This window comes from Paenibacillus cineris (genome assembly GCF_018333335.1).
Classification (GTDB): domain Bacteria; phylum Bacillota; class Bacilli; order Paenibacillales; family Paenibacillaceae; genus Paenibacillus_AQ; species Paenibacillus_AQ favisporus.
Genome location: NZ_BORU01000001.1, coordinates 2,862,779 through 2,884,990 on the forward strand (window position 1 = coordinate 2,862,779; position 22,212 = coordinate 2,884,990).

Here is a 22,212-nt window from a genome sequence, read left to right on the forward strand (position 1 = left end):
GTAAAGCCACGGGAAGGTCCAGCTTTCCTGCGGCTTTTTTTGTTGTGCCCAAAAAGGGTTGAACACGTGTCTAACGGGTACATCATGAGCATTTCAACTCTAACACTGGCGGTGACAAACATTTTATGGCAGCATTGAAAAGACTTTTGATCGGACGGCCGCTGAAGTCTACCGAATTGGGAGAACAAAAACTGAATAAGAAAAAAGCTTTGGCCATTCTATCCTCCGATGCGCTTTCGTCCGTAGCGTATGGGCCGGAGCAAATTTTGCTGGTTCTGGTTACGGTCAGCACGGCGGCGTTCTGGTATTCGATACCGATCGGAATCGGGGTACTGATTTTGCTGGCTGCACTCATTTTATCCTACCGGCAGATCATCTTCGCTTATCCGCATGGCGGCGGCGCTTACGTCGTCTCCAAACAGAATCTGGGAATCTATCCCGGGCTGGTGGCCGGCGGATCGCTGCTGGTAGATTACATTCTGACTGTTGCGGTCAGCGTTTCGGCGGGCACGGACGCGCTGACTTCGGCGTTTCCGGCGCTGCATGAGCATACGGTGGGGATTGCCGTCACCTTCGTCATTCTCATCACGCTGCTGAATTTGCGGGGCGTCACCGAGTCCGCCTCCATCCTGGCTTATCCGGTGTATCTGTTCGCCTTAGCGCTGTTCATTTTGATCGGCGTCGGTATGTACAACATCGTGACCGGTCACGTTTCACCGCATTTGCATACACCGGTCGGGACGCCGGTGGCGGGAATCAGCCTGTTCCTGCTCTTAAAAGCTTTTGCCTCGGGCAGCTCCGCTCTGACCGGGGTCGAAGCGATCTCGAACGCCATCCCGAACTTCAAGGATCCGGCTCCGAACAATGCGGCCAAAACCTTGATGGCAATGGGGATTCTGCTGGCTGTACTCTTCTCGGGCATCGTATTTCTTGCTTATTATTTGGGTATATCCCCAAATCCCCAGGAGACGGTCGTATCCCAGATTGCCAATCAGACGTTCGGACGGAATTTTATGTACTTTTTCATCCAGGGCACGACGGCACTGATCTTGATCCTGGCGGCCAACACCGGATATTCGGCGTTTCCGCTGCTGGCGGTCAATTTAGCCAAAGACCGGTTTATTCCCCGGATGTTTACTGTCCGCGGTGACCGTTTGGGATATTCGAACGGAATCATCATCCTGGGGCTACTGTCCATCGTGCTGATCGTCGCTTTCCACGGACAGACGGAACATTTGATCCCACTGTACGCGGTAGGGGTATTTATCCCTTTCACGCTCTCGCAAACGGGAATGATCGTCAAATGGATCCGGGAAAAACCGCAGGGTTGGGTGACGAAGCTCGTCATCAATACGATCGGCGCGCTGATCAGCTTTACGGTGTCGGTGATGTTCTTTGCAACCAAGTTTACGCAGATCTGGCCGGTTCTGATCTTTTTGCCGCTGATCGTGTATCTGTTCCACCGGATCAAGAAGCATTATGAGGCGGTTGGCGAGCAGCTGCGGCTGTCGACGTGTGAGCCGGCGGTACCGATTGAAGGCAATGTGATCATTCTCCCCGTCTCGGGCATTACGCATGTCGTGGAGCATTCCCTGAATTATGCGAAGTCGCTGGCGGCGGATCAGATCATTGCGGTATATATTCCGTTTGAACGGGAAGAAGAGAACCGGTTTGAGGAAAAATGGCAAAAATGGCGGCCCGACGTGCGCCTTGTGACGCTGCATTCTCCGTACCGGAGCATCATTCATCCGCTTAGCAAATTTATCGATACGGTGCACCGGAAAGCGAGCGAATCCAACTACCAGGTCACGGTGATCATTCCGCAATTTATTCCAAAGCGGAGCTGGCACAATCTGCTGCACAACCAGACGAGTTTGATGATCCGGACTTATCTTTTATTCCGCAAAGATGTTGTTGTGACAACGGTACCGTATCATTTAAAAAAATAGCGATTCAGATGGTTCAAACCATTCGTAATGAGGCCCCGGCATCTGTGCCGGCGGTCTTTTTTTAGCGTAAAAGCAGCGGATATATAGGAAGGGAAAGAATAATCCCGTGGGAATAATAGCTTGAGCGTAATGGCTTATGAGTAAGGGCTTATTTCCTGCAGAGTAGGGGATCCGTATTTTTACACTCTGTGCAGTGTGTCATAGGATTAACGCAACAAATATTCATCCATTGCGTCTAATCAACGTATATAGAACGGCAACAGGGGTGGAACAGATGAATGGGAAACTAATAACGATATTCGGTGCCGTACTCGGTTCTGTGCTCGTATGGGCAGGAAGCGCGGCTGCGGAAGAACGATTTAGCGATTTGCAGCACTCGAAGTGGGCGGAAGACGGCATCACCTATATGGCCGAACGGGGAACCGTCGCTGGATACGGTAACGGGAAGTTTATGCCCGAAAGGCAAGTCACAAGAGCGCAGGCCGTTACTTTCATGGTGCGGGAGCTTTATCCGCAGGAGCTGCAGCAAGAAGCGGGCGGCGTCATGACCTATACAGATGTGCCTAAGAACCATCCTTTTTATCTTGAAATTGCCATTGCCGCAAAACATGGGCTGGCCAGCGGATTTCCTGACAGCACATTCCATCCAGATGCACCGATGAGCCGTGCCGAAACGGCGGCGTTTCTTACACGGGCCTATTCACTCGTAAAAGGCCAGCAACCCGTAACAATAACGGATACAGCAAAGCATTGGGCGGCAGCGCCTATTCTCATCATGAGCTCCAACGGATTGATCGGCGGATATTCAGATAGCACCTTTCGTCCGGACCGATCTGTGACGCGTGCGGAGTTTGCCGTATTTATGTCACGGGTCATTCGCTTCGAACGTCAAGGGGCCATTCAGGCACAGGATTGGGATAAGCTGATGTCCTATATGACGGTCAGCGAGCAGGTCGGCCAAATGCTTATGCCTGACATCAGGCAATGGAACGGGCAAGTGACGACTACGGTAAATGAAGGAGTCAAACGCAGCATCCATGATCAGGATTTGGGCGGACTTATTCTTTTTGATAAAAATATCGTAGACGCTCGGCAGGTCACCACTCTGACGCATGATCTGCAGATGGAGGCAGGCGACATTCCGCTGTTCCTTGGCATCGACCAGGAAGGCGGCGTCGTTAAACGAATCCCCGGAGGTACGAATCTGCCGGGTCAAATGGCGCTCGGCGCAACCGGAGATACAACGCTCGCCGAAGCGGCCGGACGGCTGACCGGGGAAGAGCTAAAGGCGCTCGGGCTTCAGGTCAATTTTGCGCCGGTGCTCGACATTAACAGCAACCCGGATAATCCGATTATCGGAATGCGGTCGTTTAGCTCGGATCCGGATTTGGTGACACGACTGGGTCTCGCAGAAATCCAAGGACTGCGTCAATCGGGAGTGATCGCGGCGGTCAAGCATTTTCCAGGCCATGGTGATACGGTAGTAGACTCCCACTTGGGAATGCCGGTGCTTTCGCATGATCGGGAGCGGCTCGATGCCGTTGAGCTCAAACCGTTTCGGTCTGCCATCGATAACGGAGTAGAGATGATCATGACCGCACATATTGCGTTTCCAGCAGTAGACAACGAACACGTCACATCACTTAAGGACGGAAGCAGCGTACCGATCCCTGCTACGTTATCCAAGAAGGTGCTGACCGGGCTGCTCCGGGGGGAGCTTGGATATAAAGGCGTCATCATTTCCGATGCCTTCACGATGAATGCGATCGCGGAGCATTTTGGCGAAAATCAAGCGGTGGTACGTGCCGTTTCCGCAGGTGTGGATATCATCCTCATGCCGCAAGACCCGGCAGCCGCGCACCAAACGCTGGTGAACGCGGTGAAGAGCGGGGCGATACCGATCGAAACCATCCATTCGTCAGTGAAACGGATTTTGGAGCTGAAAGCGAAATACGGTTTGTTTGACCGCAGCGAAAGCCTTACAGAGCAATTGGCTGCGCTTAATGGTGTCATTGGTTCCGAGAAACATCGTACAGTGGAGCGGGACATCGCAGAGCGAGCGGTCACCTTGTTAGCCGGCCGTGACGGTGCGCAGCCGGATTCCATTCGTCAAGGCGATCGGGTTGCGATTGTCGCAGCCGATGGGGAGCAGGCGAAGCAGCTCGAGAGACAGCTGAAGCAAGCCGCAAATAACCTGTCGCTGAAAACAGTAACAGCCCTAGTCGGGCAAGGAAAAACGAATGAGGCGCTTCAGGCGGTGGATCAAGCGGATTACGTCATCCTGGCTTCATATCAGTTCCGTAACGTGGCCAGTCAATTTGGCTGGGCTGATTATCAAACGTTGATCGATGAGATGAACAAACGTAACAAGCGTTATACGCTGTTATCGCTGGGCAATCCATATGAAATGATCTACATTAAGAACATACGTTCGGGGATCGCAGTTTATGGTAAGCAGGAGCCAAATACAGCCGCCGGGATCAAAGTGCTGCTAGGCCAACTGAAAGCCGGCGGGGTGCTGCCGGTGACAATGAAGTAATTTGTATCAAGATGGTGGTTATTTGGCCTAACCGGTTTTAAATGGTTGGTTAAATAAGAACAACTTAGCAATATTTTAGCCGCGCATAAGCGCGGTTTTATTGTACTTTTTTAAGTGGACGGATATAAATGATCAGGCTCATTATTATAGGAACGGTTTAGATAAGATGCTGTCCATGAGTATCAGCGGTGCAAATCTATAACTGGGCGATTGTTCGATGACGTAAGATTTAAATTAACAAGCTAAGCCAACTGACACTAACACTAATGTACAATGAAGATCATTCGTAACGAAAATGATGAGTCTAATTGAAAATAAGTATCTTATCGCGGAGCTAGAGGATGTGATGGAATAAGCGCCGCATACTGAATAGTGACTAGTGACTAAGATGACTAGATGAATCTGTAAGGAGGTGCGTGCCATCTTTATAATTTATAATTACGTAAAATAATAATTTGACGAATAAATAAATATAAGTTATTCTGTACTTAAGGAGGTTTTAGCAATAAATGGATAAAAACACGAAGCTGCATTACATGAAACGCGTTGACGATAAATGTGCGGAGCTTCCTTGGTACGTGACCGAATACATCGATAGCCGCAAACGCAAGCTGTCGCACACGACGCTGCTGAATTACTGCCACGATTACCTTATCTTTTTTGATTGGCTTGTGGCTGAGAAACAGGCTGCGGATGATCGCAAAGACGTTGAATTGAATGTTCTGGAATCACTGACCGTGCGCGAAGTCGAAAATTTTCTGTCATTTCTGGAGTATCAGCTGGGCAACAACAAATACACGATCAACCGGAAATTGTCGGCGTTAAAGTCGTTGTTTGATTACCTGCAAAACAAGGCTGAAACGTCGGACCTCAAGCCGTATATTCAACGAAATGTGATGGCTAAGATCGACTTTAATTCCATTAAGGAAAGCCAAGAAACTGTGGCGAACCGCATTGAGGGCAAAATTTTACGTGAAGACGATTTTGAGAAGTTCCGGCAGTTTGTGGCACATGATTTCGGTGAACTGAACAAAAGCAACAAACGTATGGTCCGGTTCCACGAATTTAACCGTGAGCGGGATACGGCCATCGTATCGCTGATCCTCGGGTCAGGACTGCGTTTATCCGAGGTAGCGGGAATCAATATTGAGGATTTGGATATGAACAAAGGCCAAGTGCGCGTACTGCGTAAAGGCAACAAAGAACAATATGTATATTTTAGCCAGCAAGCCTTATTAGACCTGGAAAGCTACTTGAAGATCCGGGAAACGCGATATGTACCAGAAAAATCGGAAAATTACTTATTTATAGCAGCGCCAATCGGCCGCAAAGGCAAAAGCCGGCGGTTAACACCGAGATCGATTGAAAAACTGATCGAAAAATACGCTGCAGCGTTTGGTAAACCGGCACTGACGGTGCATTCCTTGAGACATTCCTTCGCAACCCGCTACCACCTGGAGAACAACGATGTGCCGAGGCTGAAGAACCAGCTGGGGCATTCATCGATCCAGACGACGATGATCTATACGCATTTAACGGATGAAGAGATGAGAAAAGCCGTTAACAATATGGATAAGTGATGAAGTAGTGTGAATATATAATAGTAGAAAAATTGGCCGTCATCGGCCATTTCTTTGGTGCTTTTTCACAAAACTCGTATTTTGTACATATGTCTATGTATTTTTTGATCTTGAAATGCCGTCGTGACAAAGTCCTGCAAGAATAAGGCAAACCTTGCAAGTTGCTCCCACCTTTAATAAAGGCTACTCCGGATCGAACCTTTATATCAGCCCCCATTCGATTAAGTTGGTATACATGGTTAAATCTTGCGGGATAGACTCTCTCTCCTATAATGCTTTTTGTTGTTGCAAATCCGTAGCGAATCCGGGATACATTGAAGTCCGTACTCGTGTTGCCCGTAGAATGCCAGTAGATTGTGCTGTTATGGAATTCTCAACTTCATGTATGTCCATACCGATATCACGCAATTTTGCTATGCATGAAGACAGATGCTTTGGAATCACGTCCTCTACAGTAACTGAACCCTCCGTAATGCCGGCCCCCATTAAAAATGCTCCAGCAATCAATCGGTCAGGTATAACCGTGTGAGTGCACCCTCTTAATGTAGTCACACCTTCAATACGGATCATATCAGTTCCGGCTCCCGTTATTTTAGCCCCCATTTTATTCAGAAAGCTCGCAGTATCTGTTACTTCTGGGTCACGGGCGGCATTAAGCAAAGTGGTGGTTCCTTTTGCACGAACAGCAGCAAGCATAACATTGATTGTTGCACCACAAGTAATGACATCAAAGTAAATCGTTGCACCCTTCAATTCCTTGGCCTCTGCCGTATAGTAGCGATCGAAAAAAGTGAATGATGCCCCCATCATTTTTAAGGCCTTGATATGCTGGTCGATCGGTCGACTAGAAAAGTCATCTCCGCCCGGAAAGCCAATAGATACTTTACCAAATTTGGCTAATAAAGAACCGACGAAATAATAAGCAGATCTGAATGAAGATGATTTAACTGGATCCAAATTGGAGCTATAAATTTTTCTTGGGTCGAGAAATACATTTCCCTGATCACTCTGCTCGATTTTTAGGCCAATTTTAGATGTTAATTCATAGATAACCCTTATATCGGATATATTCGGAATACCTAGGAGCGTAACCGGCTCATCGGTTAGACATGCTGCAGCGATCAAAGCGAGTGAACTATTTTTAGAACCAGGAATTTTTATTGTGCCTTCTAATGGATTGGAGCGTTCAACATTAATCAGCTTCATGATTAGCTCCTTTTTCTGGATACTCTTCATCCGCAATCATAATTTTGACGTTTCTACTTTCTATTTCACGTATAGTCTTTTCAGGTGCTCCCTGATCTGTAATTAATAAATCAATTGATTGAAGAGGGATTGATGTTGCAAACATTTGAACACCCATTTTCTCGTGCGGGGCAAGGCATACTGAGAGACGTGACACTTCGGAGACTGCACGAGTCAAAGCTGCCCCCTCCGGTGTAGCCGTGCTGATTCCGTTTAGTGCAATGCCCCCTCCGGTAATAAATCCAATATCGAAATTAAATTTTTTAATCATCTCGAAAGCTATGGTGTCGATCATGCTGTCGCCAACAGCTCGTAATTTACCTCCAACCAAATATGCTTCAATATGACTAAAGTTGCGAATTGATTCAGCAATTGTCAGTGAATTTGTAACGATCGTAAAAGGAATGTCACTTGGAAGGTATTTTAGCATTCCAAATTGAATCCCGGCTCCACCAATAAAAACAGTGTCATTCTTCTGAATAAGTGAGGCTGCATATCGGGAAATAGCGTTTTGATGATCTGCTGCATTTTGGTATCGAATTGTCTTAGGTTGAGCTAGCGTACGCACCTTAGGAGGAGTAGTTGGCGAAATGGCGCCTCGCATAACATTCTGTCCGCTATAAATTGCCCGTTACCCGTTAGTTGAATGCCAACTGAGCTCGTACAAAAAAGAGAGCATGGAAGGGTGAATTCCAGCTCTCTTCATTAGATCAACGATAATTGATCCGTTTATCTATTTAACGCCATGATTGGATGAACGCGCGAATTACGCTTTGAACGTATATCCGGGTTCCTTCCTCGATGTTTCCTTCCCCCGAACGATCCAGATGCTTCAATGCATTCTCCAACTGATGAACCGCTTGTTCGAGGCGGCCCTCTCCATAGTGAAACAGTGCTTGACGAATTGCATTAGAAAGCTGCTTCGACAGCGGGTATTGTATCTCACCTTGATCGATTCGAGATTCGATTAATTCCGGCAGCTGATCCGGCGTGACCGTCTCCATATAGGTTATGGATGCATCATCATAATACGCCTTCGTCATCCATAACTGGGAACAGAAAAAGACCAGCCTGACGTAAGCTGCATTCTCCGGAGCAACGGTGCTCATCTCAAGCTGCTGCCATTTTCCGTTTCCTGCGGTAATTTGAAGCGAAGTCCCGCCGACTTGCTTATGGTTGGCATCATAGTAATTCAATGAAGCGAGGGTACGTCCTTCCTGCAAGTAAACATGGAATCTCGCCGAATACGCCGTACCCGGTTTCACGGGAACGGAATCGGATGCGACCGCGACCGTTTCCGTCGTGGAAGTATCCGTTATCTTCAGGCTACTCGGCCCGCTTACGGTCTGCTCATCACTCTGCCCAAAAGACACGTTTGGCGTTATTTTAAACAAGGAGCTCCAGCCCGGGATCACGCCGGAATCAAGAGGCTGGTCAAAGCTTCTGTTCAATAGAGGGAGCTCGATCGGGATGTGAACAGCTCCGCTTCCCTTCGTCACTTCGATTTTTTTAAGTAATGTATCATCTGAATAATAGATATGCCCGTCTTCGCCAAGTGTCATCAATTGCGTTGACGAGAGCGTGACCGCAGCTTCGGGATCTTTTGGATCAACTACGGTTATCCTGCCCGCAAGCGTCGTGAACATGTAGCCGTCTTCGCTCCACCGGATGTGAACCGGACGCCATCTTCCATAATTGGATACGGACGGATAAATATTGGCGCTTTTCACGATATCCATTGTCTCCGGATCCATGGCGAAGATCGTTCCATCCGCCGCTGCCCAGAGCAATCCGTCAGGACCGATACTTAGTCCACCAATCATGTTAGGTTGAACGGATGCACCCGGGATGGCGGGAATGAATTCTTGAAGCTTCCTTCCACTGGCGATATCCCATACAAATATTTTGGCCGCTGTTTCCGTCGGATCGATTCCAAGGCCGCCAGCTATGGTAGTCGAACCGTAAAGCTTTCCGTTGTGGACGGCAAGGCCGACGATCGACTGGTTGTGTACAAAGTCTTCATAGACAGTAAATCCTTGTTCAGGACCGCGTGACGGATCATATACGGTCAGCGAGCCGCCGAGTTCTCCGTAGTCCGGAATCGTGCCAATAAACAGCTTACCTTCGCCAGACGTCATGGCGAACGGTCTGTCCTCGTGAGGAATTTTATATATCTCCTTCGGATTGACTCCATCCTGAATCGGCTGGTTCACATCCAGCTCCCGGATGTAACCTCCCGGATAAAGACCGAAGTACATTTTGTCACCGAGTGCAGCCATGCCTTCCGCCTGTCCTAAAGAGAAGGTTTCAATTTCACCGGAAATCGGGGAATATGAAGCCCCTTTCCCACCCGGATAACCGCTCATGTACAGCTTGCCGTCCGGCCCTTTCTCCAGCGTCTGAATCGGAATCGGATTACCGGAGAACGGGTAGGTAACCGACTTGACCTTCTTCGTCTCCATATTCATGTAAGCCACCGCTCCCGACCACATGACGGTAGCCAGCGATTTTCCCGGGAGCTCCGGATCGTTCGTCATCTCGACCCACGCGGTATTGCGAAGGTAGGTGGTATATTCGATTCCGGTGTCGACCGCGTCCATTGTGATGAGATCGAGCTCCATCAACCGGTTGTTCTGTACGAAATATACTTTGTTGCTGCCCGGCTCGCCAAACGATAATCGAATTCCCTTATTGTCCAAAAAGTAGGTATCACTCCAATCCCCGGCTTCCGTGTCATAGAACAGCAGAGCGTTATTCCCTCCGCTCAGGCCAGCTACGATATACTTACCTGCTGCATCAAGCTGATACACTTGCGCAGTCTCCACCGCACCACCATATGTCGGCAGCGGAATTTGTTCCTTTTCCCCCGTGTCCACGTTCACCTTTACAAGGCTTCCCTGAATACCGATACCTGCATACAGATATCCATTATGATAGGCTGTGGCCCGGGTATAACTTTGACCAGGCATTACGTTGCCGTAATCCTTCATCTCGCCGGTGGAGGGATCGTAGCGTCCAACCTTTGCATTTGGATAAGAACCAAAATATACCCGGCCCTGTTCGTCATACGTCAGTCCGTATACGACACTTTCTCCAATCCCGCCCAGGTCGCGCAGCCCCTTCGTTACAGGCGAATACGTATACAGCTTACCGTTACCGCCAATATAGACCGTACCGTCCGGCAGAGTGATATGCGTCCAGGAGCTTTCGGTTCCTTCAAGCGTGAATTTGCGCAGCACCTCCCTGCTCACCAGATCTACCACCTGGAATATGGCCGGCTTGCCAGTTACAGTCGTATACATGACATCTCGGCCATCTTCGTTTCCGAAAGCCGCGTCAAAAACAGCTACGTTCTCAATCGGGGAACCGATGGAGAACGGCTCTCCGAACGCTTTGTCCACTCGTGCATCTGCCGGAGCCGCGATCCACCATTGCGATACCATAACCAACATGAGTGAAAGAATGGATATAGCGCTTCTTTTTGCGTAAACAATCCTTTTTGACATTAATGTAATCCCCCGTTTCTTATGATTATTGAAAGCGCTTTAAATTGATTCGTCAAAGGATGGGACTATACATCTTTAAAACTGCTCATGCTCTAGTTCCTTTGCCTGGTACAGTAAAGATCATACGTAAAACTCGATCGATGCCAGGTTACTGCTCAATCCCCCCCTCTTGATCACGGCCATCACGATTGCTATCACCATGATCCTCATTTTATTGCCATTACGGTCATTCGCTCTGTGGTTGGTTAGTTTATTGTGCAATTCACCAACTCCAAGCGAGCATCAGACTTCGTAGGCTCTTTAGTATAAAAACTGCTTTACTTTTTAGTAAAGCTACATATTTCCATAGGCTGTTGATTTTCTGCTGCTGACAATTACCTAACCCTGCGCATGAATCTATAAAGAGGAAAATATTGTGTGGAAAATGCTAAATGGGTAGAAAATACATAAACGTATGAATGTACTGTCGTAGGTGATATAGTTAGATACTTCTCTAATCGGTAATCGGCTCATGTTCTTGTCCATTACGGCAATCGGTACAAGTTCTTGTCCTGGGCTCGGGACAAGAACTTGTACCGATAAGACAAAAAAGCCGCTAAATTAGCGACTTTCTATGTTCTTGTCCCTCGACATAACTCGAACAGCATTATAAAATAACCCATGCAATCCAATTTCCAGACTGCATGGGCTTTCCCGCGCAAGATCGAAGCTTGCTCAAAATATTACTTCTGCACCGCTTCTTTCAGAATTTCGACCTTCTGATCCTTGGACATATCCCATGTGGTTGAAATGCTGTATTCGAAGCCACCTTCATGCCAAAAAACGTATTTTGGATAGATATGTGCCGGTAATTCATCCTCAAAGAAACCTTTTTTCTTGCTTCCTTCTGAGTCCAACGTATATTTCGAAATGGCCAGCGTATCTTTCCCGTTCGTATATTCAAGACGGATGGTTGCCGCCTCTTTCCAGTCTATCTTTTTCGCATAGACGGGTTTACCGCTCTTCTTGCCTTCGGCCCTTACTTCATCAAGGAATTTTCCTTCGGTTGGACCTTCAATTCTTGCTTTGGAAAACTTATATCCCTCCGGCAAGTTGGCGGGCTGCTTCAGAATGGAGCCCTCGAGCGTAGCAGCACTTTTCAAGTAGTCCTCGTAAGCAGAGAATGTTTCTATCCCTCCCCAATAACTTAGGTCGAATCCGCTGTTAGGATCCTTATATTTATGATACAGAACGTACATATCGCCTGTCTCTTCACTAAGTTTCTTCACTCTATTGGTCTCATCTTCGATATACTTTTTTTCCTCTGGAGTTAGAGCCTTGGCTGCAGCTACTGCTTTATTTCGCGCCTTCTCCAGTTCTGTCTTGTAAAGCTCGCTGTCTATATTTCCCTCGGGATAGATCATATCCGGCACATGATTCACAACAGCTTTTGAATCCTGTTCCGATTGCACGGGAGCCTTCGGTGTTACGCTCCCTGAATCGCTTTCCTTAGCATTAACCAATGTCACGCTGCCAAGCGCAATAATCATCCCCATAGCCAGAATGGACAGGCGGTATGATTTTTTGTGAAAATGTTTAATCATCGTAAGTCTCCTTTTCATTTGTTTATGTGTGGCGGACAAGCCGGCAAGCCCCGGTTGGCGTTGGTTTCCTGAATAATGCTCCAACACATGGATGATCGTTTGTCCGTATGCATTGTTTTGCTGCGGGCTCATCCGATTCAAGGCGCATGCATCGCAGGCCATCTCCTGATCCTGTCTTGCTTTACGTACGGCTAGCCATAATAACGGATTAAACCAATGAATGATCAGGATGATATGCATCAACCAGTTCACGGCGACGTCCCGCCGCTGAATATGCGCGAACTCATGCGCCAGAATATATTGAAGTTGATCTTTTTTCAGCGTAATGAGCAGACTGGGCGAAATAACGATCGCCGGATTGCGAAAACCGACCACGGCAGGCCCGGGAATTCGCTCGCTGGCCACAAACTGCACGTTACGCTTTACGCCTATTTGCTGTTTCGTCTCGTGAAACACGGCCGATAGAAGAGGCGTATCTATTTTTCGACCCGTGCGCAGAGCTTGTTTCAATCGAAGCTGGTCGCATACCGTTTTCGCCGAAAAAAGCAGCACACCTGCCAGCCAGACCGACATCAACGTATTGGCGAAGCCTATTTGCTTGAACCCATTCCACCAAAATCCGCCCTCCTGCACAGGTCCCGATTCAAATACAGGTACTTCCGAAGTTCCGCTTGCTTCCGGGTTTGTAGAGCGCTCAACATGAACCATTGCCTCGCCTCTTCTCCCCGCTTCCTTCCAACCCGATGAAGCTTGAGTTTGTTGATGAATACCGGGCGCTATGGCCTCCAGGGACAAAACATTGTATAGGCTAAGCGAGGATTCCGGGGCCCAAGGGAGCAGCAGACGAATGGCCACGGGAAGCCAAAGCCAATATTTCCATCTGGCTCCAATCTTGTTTCTCAATAGAAACTGCAGGATCAGGACAAGTACAATCAGGATGAAGGCCATGAACGATCCGCGAATCACCCAGCCGAAAAAAGACGATACATTCTCAAGCAATGTAAGACTCATCAGGGCTCTCTCTCTTCTGTTTCCCCGTCGCTGCGGTTTTCGTCAAACAGAGCCTTTAAATCCTCGATTTCTTGTGCATTTAGTTTCTTATCCTGCAGAAAGTTAGCCAGCATCGGCTTTAAAGCTCCCCCATAGAGTTTTTTCATGAAGGATTTGGTTTCGGATTGCAGATACTCCTGCTCGCTGATGATCGGAAAAAATAGTTGGGTGCGCTTTGAACCCTTTTCCAGTTTCGCACCCGCTGCTTCCTTCTGCACCAGACGAGTTAGGAGCGTCCGGGTCGTATTGGGGCTCCACCCCATTCGATCCGTCATTTGCTTTACGACCTCGCTGGAAGGGCAGTCGCGATTGGCCCATAATACACGCATAACTTCCAGTTCTGCATCCGTAATCGGTGGTATTTGATTCATGCATAAAACCTCCAAAGTCAATGTACTCAAACTACATATGTAGTTACAATACACATGCTACAATTGTAGTTTAGTAATGTCAACTTGTATGTGAGAGCGTAATATTCTCGTTTTTGTTACACACAAAAATGTTTCGCACGTCTGCGGTCATGACGATCTCCAAAAGAACCCATGTAATCGTATTTTGGAGCACCTGTTCGAGAAGACCTATAGCTGAATTAATATGTTATTTTTTCACGGCTGCTTTTAAAATTTCAATCTTCTGTTTCCTGGACATATCCACAGATGAGGTTGAAATGCTGTATTCGAATTTGCCGCCATCATTCCAAAAGACGTATTTTGGAAAGACATGTGCCGGCAGCGTATCGTTATAAAAGCCTTTCTTCATGTTTCCCTTCGAATCTACCGCATACTTGGAAAAGCCCAGCGTGTCTTTTCCGTTCGTATATTTAAGTCCGATCGTTGCCGCCTCTTTCCAGTCGATCTTTTTCACATAGATGGGCTTTCCGCTCTTCTTACCTTCGGCCCTTACTTCATCAACGAACTTTCCTTCGATCGGAGCTTCAATGACTGCTGTTAAGAACTTGTATCCTTTTGGCAGGTTCGCAGGCTGCTTCAAGATCGATCCCTTCAGGGTAGAGGCTTTTTTCAAGTAGTCCTCGTATGTTGTGAATTCATGTATCCCTCCCCAATAACTAATATCAAATCCGCTATTTAATTGGGGGTATTTATAATACAAGACATACATATCGCCAGACTCTTGGCTCAACTTCTTCACTCTTTGGATCTCATTTTCGATAAACTTTTTCTCCTCTGCAGATATAGTCTTAGCTGCTTCGGCCGTTTTTTTAACAGCAGCTTCTTGGACTTTCTCGGAGGATTGCGTCTTCGCCGCGAGGCTGACGGAAGAACCCATTAATAAAATGCTGCTTAGTGTCGCGATTGCTACTTTCGTTGCTGCTTTCACTTGGTAATGCTCCTCTCCTATAATTAAATTTTTATTTATTTTTACAAACTACAGTTGTAGTTGCAAATTAATACTACAACTGTAGTTAATTAATGTCAATACGGTTTGTGCAGAAATTTATTTAGTTTTCGTTAAATACAAAAAAAGCCGCTAGTCTAAGCGACTTATAAGGGGACCAACCGTGTTTAGTTTATTTATTGAGCTATCGTCTCCCGATAGTTTAATGGAATTTTTTAATTGGAGAACAGTGCCACTTTAACGACAATAACAAATTAATCTTGCACTTCGATAACAAATACGTAGCTTGAACTACCTTCAGAAATTCTCTTTTCCTTATCTTTTAGCCAAGTTGCAGAAAGAGAATAGTAATAAGCACCTTTTTCTTCAGGAGCATGGAAGGAGTTCTCATTTATTGTTTCTTGAGAATGTGCGCCATTATGATATTTGGAAAGGCTTATCTCAGTTGGCTGTTTTCCTTCAAATCTAAACTTAATAGTTGCATTCGCAAGTACTGTTTCTTTTTCCTTATCCCTAAGCATTTCTTCTGGACCTATATAATCGGCACAAGTGTTTCCCCAACAGTATGAGCTTTGATACACCCGAATGGATTCTCCATTAACGTTGACTTCTGGCTGAGGAGGAGTATTACCCATTTGTGGTTCCGAAGAGCCTTCATTTGACCTGCAAGCACTCAATAACATTACGATAGAGAAAACAATCGGCAGAATTTTTCGAGACATCGAATCCCTCCCTTTAATAAGGCAGACGTAAAATGAATACATTATGTTCCACTTGTTTTCACAAGGAAATTAAACTAACCTGCCCGTTAGCTTAATGAATTTGCATGGAAACCCAGTTAGATACTTATCTAATCGGTAATCGGACTATGTTCTTGTCCATTACGGCAATCGGGACAAGAACTTGTACCGATAAAACAAAAAAGCCTCAAACGCCAGCCGCGGCAGCCAATTACTTCCCGGCTGCTGTTTGTTGTTTTGAACTATTGTTCCCAGGTAGTTTAAAACTAACTGCTACTAAGTAAAATACAGCATGTGATCGTCCAGACTATGAGTGCGAAAGTCAAACCACTCCAGAAAACTTCCGCAGTATAGGCTTCTCCCTTCACAATCTTTTTTATTGCTCTTAACAAGGCAACCACAAACAAAAAACCCAAAATAGGTATGAAATATATTCCAATAAATAAGAAAATCGTCATAACTAGACCACCATCTTCCTTAAAAATGAGGCAAATAGAAGCTTTGTTCTACCGTATTATGATATCGACTACAGAAGTATAAACGTAACGAAAAAATTGAGCTATTCCCGTTAGCGGAACAAATTTTGCCTATTTTCTATCTCTTATCTCACGAAGAGTTTTTTCAATTATTCTCTCCATCTTCCTTAACATCGAATATTAATTCCCGATAATACCAGCGAGTCCAATTACTAATACAATTATTATTAAGAGAACCATTCTTACCCTCCCATATTCGGACTTTTCCTAAACCAATTGTAACATTTACCAAATTATCCTGCCCGTTAGCTTAATGAACTATAGTGCAGTGAAATGTAGTTTGAAGCTTATCTAATCGGTAATCGGATTATGTTCTTGTCCTTTACGGCAATCGGTACAAGTTCTTGTCTTTGGTTCGGGACAAGAACTTGTATCGATAAAACAAAAAAGCCGCTAAAATAGCGACTTCCAATGGGACCATGTTCTTGTCCCCCGACAGCATCTTATACGATTCTGCAGATCACCGGGGATCCCTTCCCGCTGCCGGTCAAAATCGTGCTGCCGTAGGTGCAACTGCAGCACAAAAGGCCCCTCTTTCCGCTCTGAAGAATGAACTTCAGGCGGCAAGAGAGGCCTCTTTTACCAATTTAATTGCTTGAGGAAAGATAGTATGTCTTCATGAATTAATTTCTGGTCACTTCCTAGTGTCATCAAATGCTCAGAATTAGGATAACCGTGAATTGATTTATTATTTGTAGACACTCTATCATGTATATAATGTGCACTTTCTTTATACAAAGATTCGTCTAACTCTCCGTACAAGATCCTTATTGGTTGATTAATTCTATCTAACTCTTTCATGGTCTTGTCAATATAACTTTTAAAATGGATTAAACATGGAGTTGAAGACTTTTCCAATTCGTCCACTTCTCTGGATATTTCTTTTTCATCTTTTCCTTCAAATTGCTTAAAAGCTCTTGCGTATTTGATTAGCCGATCTTTTAAGGAACTCATTTCTTTTTTATATGGTACAGACATGGTTACGATACCATTAACATTGAATGTTTTTCCTACGTCTAAAGCAAGTATTCCACCTAAAGATATACCTATAACCGCAATTTGCGCATGACCCTCCTTGATCAAGAAGTGATACCCTTTTTCTACACTCCTCCACCATTCCATCGGACTGGTGGAAATTAATTCTTCAGGAGTTAATCCATGACCTTCATAAACAGGGGCATAACATGAAAAATCATGAAGGTTTAAGAATTTCCCCAGTTCTTTTACATCACGAGTATTGCTTGTAAAGGAATGTAATAATAATACCGCTTGATCTCCTCCTTTTAGGAAGAAGGACTTGGGTTGAACTATCTTCATCACGGTCTTGTCACATCCAATATCTCATGGTTTACCTCTATCTTACCACTTACCATACCTCTTGGCGGCCATCTTTATTAATTATATACTAGTCGATCCAAAAGTCCTTGACAAGGGGGCACGGTTCAACTTAATATATGGAATGACTGATCTATAATTTAACTGAACTGGAAAACTGCTCATGGTTTTTCTATTCTTCTGTAAGGGATGTGTCGATTCTCGGCTTAAGTAGGCTTAACAGCATCCACAATTAGGGAAACAAATCCCAAAGAGTTTTCATTGTTGCGGTGATCAAAGCGTTTCGATCGGTAAATGAAACCCTCTTTTTCATCCCAATCGGTGTAAAGAAATTCTCCACTTTCATCGCAATACTCTAGAAGATTCACTTCAAAACCAGCTTCTTCAAACATCGCCGAAAGGGTTTTATAGGTATGTACTATTTTATGGCTTGCAGCAGGACCTGGTCCGCCGATTCGTACTCCTTTTTGGTACTCTTCATCAGGGAAATAACCATCCGGAACAGCGCATCGAACATACCCGCCAGGTTTTAAGAACTCAAAACAAACCTTTGCAGCTTTAACACCTTCTTCGAAGTCTAGGTGCTCCCATACATGTTCGGCTAAAACTGCAGTAATGGTATTGGGTTGAAAACGGTCAGACCACTGTTCTCTTCGTAATAAATTAAGCTCTGTCTCTTCGGTTTGCGTCCACTCGGGATTATTGTTATATCCGCCTGCACCAATAACAACTCGTATGTCTTTGTTTTGTCCCCTCACTCAAGCTCATCCCCCTTTATAGCGAATTGTAGCAAAAACCCTATTGGGGATAAATGGATATTTGGGACCTTCATATGTAACTATGTGTGCCTTTAGTTGAAAAAACCAGCCGATCAAAGTGATCGGCTGGCTTCTTGTTTATTGAGCTATTGTTCCCGTTAGCTTAACGGCTTATAAAGCATAATTTAGATACATGTCTAACGATACATTTGTACATACCACATTTTGAACCCGTGCCGCTCATAAAAACCGACAATACGTTGCCAATCCAGATTCGATGAACCTACAAGTGCATGAGTTACACCCTTGGCTTCAGCTTCATCAGTAATGCGGTCGACCAATTGATGCCCTATACCATCTGCCCTGTAGTCGGGGTGAACATAAACTTCGTGAATCTCAAGAAACTGAGAGTTCAAAGGGAATATAGGATATTGGGAAGTTTGAATTACTCCGTGCGTATATCCGATTATTCGATTTTTCTGTTCGGCAACCCAAAAATAATCTCCTAATTGATTAGAGATCTTTTCAACATTAGATGCAGGATAAGCGAACGTAACAGCCTCTTCCGCCCATAACCGAGATAATTCAGCTATTTGGGGCACATCATACATTGTGCATTTCCTTATCATTACCATAGTTGACCTCCATTGGAGTAACCCGATCAAACCATATGTCACCTAAATGGAGATTCTATATTAACCCTAAAATGTCCTCCTTATTATCGAAGTATCCTGCCCGTTAGCTTAATGAAGTTGCATTGGGATTACTTAGATATTCATCTAATCGGTAATCGGCTCATGTTCTTGTCCATTACGGTAATCGGTACAAGTTCTGTCCTCGACTCGGGACAAGAACTTGTACCGATAAAACAAAAAAGTCGCTAAATTAGCGACTTTCAATGGGACTATGTTCTTGTCCCCCGACACATCGCTTGGAATGTTGATTCCCGCGGCTATTAAATCCAATACAAAAAGCTCAATGGAACAGTTGTAGTGTCCTTCCGCTGTTCCATTGAGCTTTTTTGTGATTTCCTGTCTCCTCCTACTCAATGAGCTCAGGCTTCACATTGAGGACGATCCCCATCAAACCAGGGAATAGTTGTTCTAGCTCCTCCATACGGATCGAATAGAAATGTTGTGTCCCATCGATCCTCAGTTTAGTCACACCTGCCTCCCGAAGGATTTTGAGATGATGAGTTAATGTGGATTTTGGCATTAAATCTTTAAAAACTGCACAATTCTGCTCGCCGAGATCATTTAGCGTTAAAACCATTTGTATACGCCGAGGGTCACTTAGCGCATTCAAGACCGGCAACAATCGAATATCGCTCACATTAGGTTGATAAGGTTTTCTCATAGCCAAAGCATATCACAGGAAGATCTTATTATCAATATCCTAAAAGATTAGTACAATAGTTTTTTGTTGACAACAAGCATGCCATTATGTTTTATTTCTATTGTACTAATATATTGGTACATAAATACAAAACATAGGAGTGGGAACATGTCTCGTTACAAATCATTTATTATCTTCATTCTTGCATTCGGTGTATTTGGTATCATTAACACCGAAATGGGCTTTATTGGTATTCTGCCTCAGCTGGCTAACCGTTTTGACGTTCCATTATCGCAAGCGGGTTTACTCGTCAGCTTATTTGCTCTGGCGGTGGCGATTTCCGGACTGTTTATGCCTTTGCTTCTCTCGGGAATAAACAGCAAAACGTCCATGTTACTCGTCATGGGACTATTTTCAATTGCTGGGTTTGTTTCCGTTTATGCACCGACCTTCGAGGTGCTCCTCGTCGCGAGAATTATCCCGGCTTTTTTGCACCCCGTATTCTTCTCTGTTGCTTTCGTTGCTGCGGCTAATTCCGTAAGCAAAGAGTACGTTACGCGCGCAAACTCCAGAATATTCATGGGTGTCACTGCCGGAATGGTCATCGGATCTCCCATCGCTACTTTGCTCGCGGACGTTCTAACACTGCAAGCATCCCTTTATTTCTTTGCCATCATTAATGCGATTACGTTTATTGCCATACTGATCTTTGTTCCGTCTATGCCTGTAAAAGAAAAACTGAGGTATGGTTCTCAATTAGGGGTATTACGCAAACCTGTTGTATGGATCAGTATCATCACCATGATTATATTAAATGCCGGAATGTACGCGACTTTCAGCTTTTTTGCAGAGTTTCTAGACGGAATCACTGGCATGTCCGGAAAACAAATCAGCCTTATGCTGCTGGTTTTTGGAGCAACGGGATTCATTGGAAATATATTATCGGGCGTCTTGCTGCACAAGCGTGCGATGCTAACGGCATTGGTTTACCCGATTATCTTCGGGATCCTCTACCTGCTGATCTATGTGTTAGGAGATTACTCTATCCCAATGACCCTATTGATTGCCGTATGGGGAATGTTGTATACGCTGGGGCTCAACCTCTGCCAGAATTCGATTACTACCGCAGCATACGAAGCGCCCACATTTGCGAACGGCCTCTTCATAGCGTTCGGGAATCTTGGAATATCTTTCGGTACTTTTGTTGGCGCGGCATTCATCAACGATTTCGGGACGAGATCGATTATCTGGGCAGGTATCTTGTTCATGGTCCTAAGTTTTGTGTTTATCGCTGTCCGTGCAGTTCGTTACAGCCCAAAGAAAGCACAGGCCTAGATGTTATTCAATGATTCTGCAATCCGCGAAGGAGGAGTAAGTCGATGAGCGTATTCCATGAGGGTGAACGTATGGTTCAGCAAAGAATTGGTGTGCAGGCGACCGCCGATTCGATTGGGAGAATGATTCAACCTTTTATTCCTCAAGGATTCGATTTGTTCTTGGAGCAGCAATCTATTGTGGTTATAGCATCAACGGACTCGACAGGTTCATTGTGGGCGTCTCTGATCACTGGATACCCGGGCATGATCCAAGTGAAGGATCCGAAGACGATAGAGATTTGTACCCAATTTATGCTACAAGATCCATTTATCTCAAACATTAAACACAATGGCAATGTAGGTCTCATCGTTATTGACTTTGAACACCAAATTCGGGTTCGGGTTAACGGGAATGCCGAGTTTACGGATGAAAATGCTCTACGAGTTGATGTCGAACAAATTTATGGAAATTGTCCGAAACATATTCAAATGAGGAGCCTGACACCGATTGATCGTCGACTCGGACCTGTGCAAACATTCGGAAGACTGGGGATACTGACCCCGGAACAAAACCGATGGATTCGCGAAGCAGATACGTTTTTTATTGCCAGCAGCGGCCCCGAAGGAAAAACGGATGCTTCGCATCGCGGGGGCAATCCGGGCTTTATAAAAATGTTGGATGATGACGCATTGGTTTTTCCCGACTACAGAGGGAACATGTTGTTCAATACGCTTGGCAATATTCAGATTAATCCCAATACAGGAATCTTGTTTCTCGATTTCAATATGGGCAGAACGCTCCAACTTACTGGACGATCATCAATTGTTTGGGAGGTTAGTGGGGAAGAAAAGTTGAGATTTCCTGGAGCACAGCGTCTGGTCGAATTTCGAATTAATGGCGTGATCCAAGCTGAAAATGTCATTCCTTTTGACTGGAACTTCTTAGGCTACTCTCCCTACAACCCAAGCAGCCCCATCAAATAGACAGCAAAAAGCCTATCAAGAAATAAATCGATTGCTGTGCTGTACCACGGTAATTACAATTAAAAAAGCCTGCTTACATCGGTTGGGGACTGACCCCCAATTGTGAGACAGGGATCAAATCACCTTTCAAATTAGGTAGCCAGTCGCCGGAAACCAATCGGCGACTGGTGATTTAGGTTCGTTTGTGTGTCTTGTTCCCTCTACAATGACAGGATCAGCACAAAGTACAATCTAGACAATGTTTTCAATTCGCCATCCTCTGTGCTTATTGACGAGCTTATTTTATCCATTTCAAATGGACTACAGTTCCAGTTGATATACTTCCGAGTAGTGAAGCTGGTTTTTTTGATCATAATCCACATTCTGTCCGCTATAAATTGCCCGTTAGTTGAGTAAAGCC

The 22,212-nt window shown here is 45.4% G+C and carries 15 protein-coding genes; 5 read left to right on the forward strand and 10 right to left on the reverse strand.

The features are described 5' to 3' along the window. Positions 1-125: 125 nt before the first annotated feature. From KI379_RS13335 to xerS, 3 genes are all read left to right on the forward strand, one after another. On the forward strand, positions 126-1,949 hold the full coding sequence (locus KI379_RS13335; RefSeq protein WP_212983846.1) for an APC family permease: 1,824 nt from the start codon (positions 126-128) through the stop codon (positions 1,947-1,949). A gap of 274 nt (positions 1,950-2,223) precedes the next feature. Next, positions 2,224-4,488 carry a glycoside hydrolase family 3 N-terminal domain-containing protein gene (locus tag KI379_RS13340; protein WP_212983847.1) on the forward strand — a complete coding sequence of 755 codons (2,265 nt, stop codon included), beginning with the start codon at positions 2,224-2,226 and terminating at the stop codon, positions 4,486-4,488. 509 nt (positions 4,489-4,997) lie between these two features. Then, positions 4,998-6,068 (forward strand): tyrosine recombinase XerS, encoded by a 1,071-nt coding sequence (xerS, locus tag KI379_RS13345; protein ID WP_076165288.1) that lies wholly within the window; start codon positions 4,998-5,000, stop codon positions 6,066-6,068. Positions 6,069-6,335: 267 nt separating this feature from the next. Here xerS and KI379_RS13350 read toward each other — a convergent pair whose 3' ends face one another. The 10 genes from KI379_RS13350 to KI379_RS13395 all read right to left on the reverse strand — a co-directional run bounded on the left by KI379_RS13350 (position 6,336) and on the right by KI379_RS13395 (position 18,812). Beyond that, a complete protein-coding gene (locus KI379_RS13350; RefSeq protein ID WP_306433671.1) occupies positions 6,336-7,274 on the reverse strand; it encodes a UDP-N-acetylglucosamine 1-carboxyvinyltransferase in 939 nt (312 codons plus the stop codon). Further along, the gene (locus KI379_RS13355) at positions 7,261-7,917 is read right to left on the reverse strand and encodes a DeoR/GlpR family DNA-binding transcription regulator (RefSeq protein WP_212983848.1); all 657 of its coding nucleotides are present in this window, start codon (positions 7,915-7,917) and stop codon (positions 7,261-7,263) included. The genes KI379_RS13350 and KI379_RS13355 overlap by 14 nt, the downstream gene beginning before the upstream one ends. A gap of 133 nt (positions 7,918-8,050) precedes the next feature. Beyond that, positions 8,051-10,819 (reverse strand): FIMAH domain-containing protein, encoded by a 2,769-nt coding sequence (locus KI379_RS13360; protein ID WP_089547397.1) that lies wholly within the window; start codon positions 10,817-10,819, stop codon positions 8,051-8,053. 722 nt (positions 10,820-11,541) lie between these two features. Then, positions 11,542-13,413, reverse strand: a complete 1,872-nt coding sequence (locus tag KI379_RS13365) for a M56 family metallopeptidase (protein WP_212983849.1) — start codon at positions 13,411-13,413, stop codon at positions 11,542-11,544. Beyond that, a complete protein-coding gene (locus KI379_RS13370; RefSeq protein ID WP_212983850.1) occupies positions 13,413-13,823 on the reverse strand; it encodes a BlaI/MecI/CopY family transcriptional regulator in 411 nt (136 codons plus the stop codon). The genes KI379_RS13365 and KI379_RS13370 overlap by 1 nt, the downstream gene beginning before the upstream one ends. A 226-nt stretch (positions 13,824-14,049) precedes the next feature. Beyond that, positions 14,050-14,790 carry a hypothetical protein gene (locus tag KI379_RS13375; protein ID WP_212983851.1) on the reverse strand — a complete coding sequence of 247 codons (741 nt, stop codon included), beginning with the start codon at positions 14,788-14,790 and terminating at the stop codon, positions 14,050-14,052. 272 nt (positions 14,791-15,062) lie between these two features. Then, on the reverse strand, positions 15,063-15,530 hold the full coding sequence (locus KI379_RS13380; RefSeq protein WP_212983852.1) for a hypothetical protein: 468 nt from the start codon (positions 15,528-15,530) through the stop codon (positions 15,063-15,065). 1,133 nt (positions 15,531-16,663) lie between these two features. Continuing rightward, entirely contained in the window at positions 16,664-17,401 is a 738-nt protein-coding gene (locus tag KI379_RS13385; protein WP_244879374.1) for an alpha/beta hydrolase, read from the reverse strand. 224 nt (positions 17,402-17,625) lie between these two features. Then, a complete protein-coding gene (locus KI379_RS13390) occupies positions 17,626-18,177 on the reverse strand; it encodes a class I SAM-dependent methyltransferase (RefSeq protein ID WP_212983854.1) in 552 nt (183 codons plus the stop codon). Positions 18,178-18,374: 197 nt separating this feature from the next. Next, positions 18,375-18,812, reverse strand: a complete 438-nt coding sequence (locus tag KI379_RS13395; protein ID WP_212983855.1) for a GNAT family N-acetyltransferase — start codon at positions 18,810-18,812, stop codon at positions 18,375-18,377. An 868-nt stretch (positions 18,813-19,680) separates the two neighbouring features. Between KI379_RS13395 and KI379_RS13405 the strand changes: the two genes are divergently transcribed. Further along, positions 19,681-20,847, forward strand: coding sequence for an MFS transporter (locus KI379_RS13405; protein ID WP_212983857.1), 1,167 nt, complete (start codon positions 19,681-19,683; stop codon positions 20,845-20,847). A gap of 44 nt (positions 20,848-20,891) precedes the next feature. Beyond that, positions 20,892-21,812, forward strand: coding sequence for a pyridoxamine 5'-phosphate oxidase family protein (locus KI379_RS13410; protein WP_212983858.1), 921 nt, complete (start codon positions 20,892-20,894; stop codon positions 21,810-21,812). Positions 21,813-22,212: the final 400 nt, after the last annotated feature.